Origin of the sequence: Streptomyces sp. 13-12-16 (assembly GCF_002114215.1) — a bacterium.
Classification (GTDB): Bacteria; Actinomycetota; Actinomycetes; order Streptomycetales; family Streptomycetaceae; genus Streptomyces.
Window position 1 is genome coordinate 17,447 of the sequence record NZ_NCTE01000881.1, and the last position, 2,353, is coordinate 19,799.

The window sequence follows — 2,353 nt, forward strand, 5'->3', positions numbered from 1 at the left end:
GTCTCCTTCTCACCCTCGGCCGCCAGGAAAACCAGGGCGGATGTCACATCAGTGCCTTTCGTCGAAAGGGTCGGTCGTCAGGGTTCGTCTTAGTAGACGAACGGCATGACGAGACCGATCAGGGCGAGCGCCTCACAGAAGGCGAAGCCCAGGATCTGGTTGGCGCGGATCAGGCCGGCGGCCTCGGGCTGACGGGCGAGAGCCTGGGTGCCGTTACCGAAGATGATGCCGATACCGACGCCCGGGCCGATGGCCGCGAGACCGTAACCGATGGAGCCGATGTGGCCTTCGACAGCAGCGAGGGTCTGGGACATGCCAGTTCTTCCTTCTCTTTACGGACCGGTGGGGGTTGGCCACCGGACGACTGTGGGGTGGGGACCTGGGGGGCTCAGTGGTGCTCGGCGAGCGCGCCCTGGATGTAGCTGCAGGTCAGCAGGACGAACACGTACGCCTGCACGGCCTGGATGAAGAGCTCGAAGAGCGTCATCACGAGGACCATGCCGAACGACACGGCGGAGAAGGCGATGCCGATGCCGTTGAGCATGTACCAGCTGGCGATCGTGAAGAGCAGCAGCAGGGTGTGGCCGGCGAACATGTTCGCGAAGAGTCGCACGGCGTGCGTGAACGGGCGGACCAGCAGGTTCGAGAAGAACTCGATGGTCATCGAGAGCGGCAGCACCGGGCCGAGCGTCTTGTCGTAGCCCGTCACGTTCTTGAAGAAGCCGACGAAGCCGTGCCGCTTGAAGGTGAGCGAGACCCAGGTGACGTAGACGATCAGGGCCAGCACCAGCGGGTAGGCGATGATCGACGTCACCGGGAAGGCGGCCACCGGGACGATCGACCAGAGGTTCATCATCCAGATGAAGAAGAACAGGGCGACGGCGAGCGGGACGTACTTCTCGCCCTCCTTCTTGCCGATCGTCTCGTAGACGATGCCGCGGCGGACGAAGTCGTAGCCGGCCTCGGCGATCATCTGGAGCTTGCCCGGGACGAGCTTGGGCCGGGCGAACGCGGCCCAGAAGAAGCCCACGATGATGATGGAACCGAGCAGCGCGAGCAGCATCGGCTTGTTGAAGTACAGGCCGTTGCCGTCTGCGTCGCCCCAGAGCGGCTCGAAGAGGAACGAGTGCAGGCCCGGAGCCGGGAAGCCACAACCGTCGAAGAGGTGGCAGTCGGTCTCGAAGGCGAGCACCTGCGTCGGGTCAGCACTCACCGCGGGCTCCTTCATCGTGGCGCATAGGTACGGCAACCTCGTTGTGTCGGCGCGGCGCACGGCCGCGGTTCGGCACGGGACTGGTGGTTCGGATGTGGGGGCGGCTGGGGGGCATCTCGCCTCGCCATTGAGCAGGCGTCAGCTCGGATGCCCGCGCCCGCGATGCCGCAGTTGGCACCGGACGATAGCAGGAGTTCCCAAGCCTCTTTATCCCGGGCCTACCCCTCACGACGGGCGCCCCGAATTTCCGGGCTTGCTGCCCGTCGTCGACTCGGGTTCGACGTAGAGGATCTTGGACTTCATGTGTGCGCGCGTCTGTGCGGCGATCCACACGAGCGTGGTACCGACGAGCGTGAGAGCGAAGGCCTTGGGGTGGAACAGGGTGGTGTCCCGGAACACGGCGACGAAGATGAACAGCAGCAGGATCTGTGCCGCGTACAGCATCAGCCCCATGGCCTGGAACAGGTGGGGGAGCGTCTTGGCGGTGCGCTGCAGTACATAGAGGCCGATCCCCATGAAGAGGACCACCACCACGGTCGCGACGAGCGCCCCGATCGCACCCTTGCCGCCGGCGACCAGCGCGCTGACGACGGCGGCTACAGCGCCGGCGGCAGCCGTGGGCACGGCGGCCTGGGCCAGGATCCGGACGTCATTGGACGGCATGGCGGCAACTCCGCTTTTCGCAGGGGGCAGTGTGTCGTCATGGACGAGCGTAGACCCCCGGGCCGGGTGCGAATTCCTCGCACCGGTGAGCCGTCGCACTGCGGCTCTTCGGCTCTCTCCGGGGTTCTCGTGAACGGTATCACAAACTATTTGATGCAGTCTTTACCTGTTCGGTGTGCTAGCTGTCACACATGAGAGTGAACCTGCGCGCCTGAGCAAGAACCGAGCCTTTTTGTCTGGTATTAGGGCGGTTCGCACACCCAACAGGGTCCCATCGGGGTCCCACGACTTGGCAATGCTCTAGTCGGATTCTTACCTTGACCGTGACCGGTCGGCCAGGCGTGCGCGGGGGCCGACGGCGGTCGCGCCGTTGACGCCGGAGACACCCGCGGCGACCGGGGTGCGGTGGTCGTCGTCGGCGGACTCGGGGTCCGCCGGGACCGACGCGTCCGGGGCGGCGGCCGGGGCCGTCCGGCG

3 protein-coding genes are annotated in these 2,353 nt (G+C 65.8%); all 3 read right to left on the reverse strand.

Features of this window, described 5'->3' with window-relative positions; all coding sequences use genetic code 11:
* Positions 1–89: 89 nt before the first annotated feature.
* Complete coding sequence (atpE, locus tag B7767_RS31225) at positions 90–314, reverse strand: ATP synthase F0 subunit C (protein WP_085575073.1); 225 nt, start codon at positions 312–314, stop codon at positions 90–92.
* A 74-nt stretch (positions 315–388) separates the two neighbouring features.
* On the reverse strand, positions 389–1,228 hold the full coding sequence (gene atpB, locus B7767_RS31230; protein WP_085575074.1) for a F0F1 ATP synthase subunit A: 840 nt from the start codon (positions 1,226–1,228) through the stop codon (positions 389–391).
* 210 nt (positions 1,229–1,438) lie between these two features.
* Positions 1,439–1,876: a hypothetical protein gene (locus tag B7767_RS31235; protein ID WP_085575075.1), complete on the reverse strand. Its 438-nt coding sequence runs from the start codon at positions 1,874–1,876 to the stop codon at positions 1,439–1,441.
* Between the last annotated feature and the right edge of the window lie 477 nt (positions 1,877–2,353).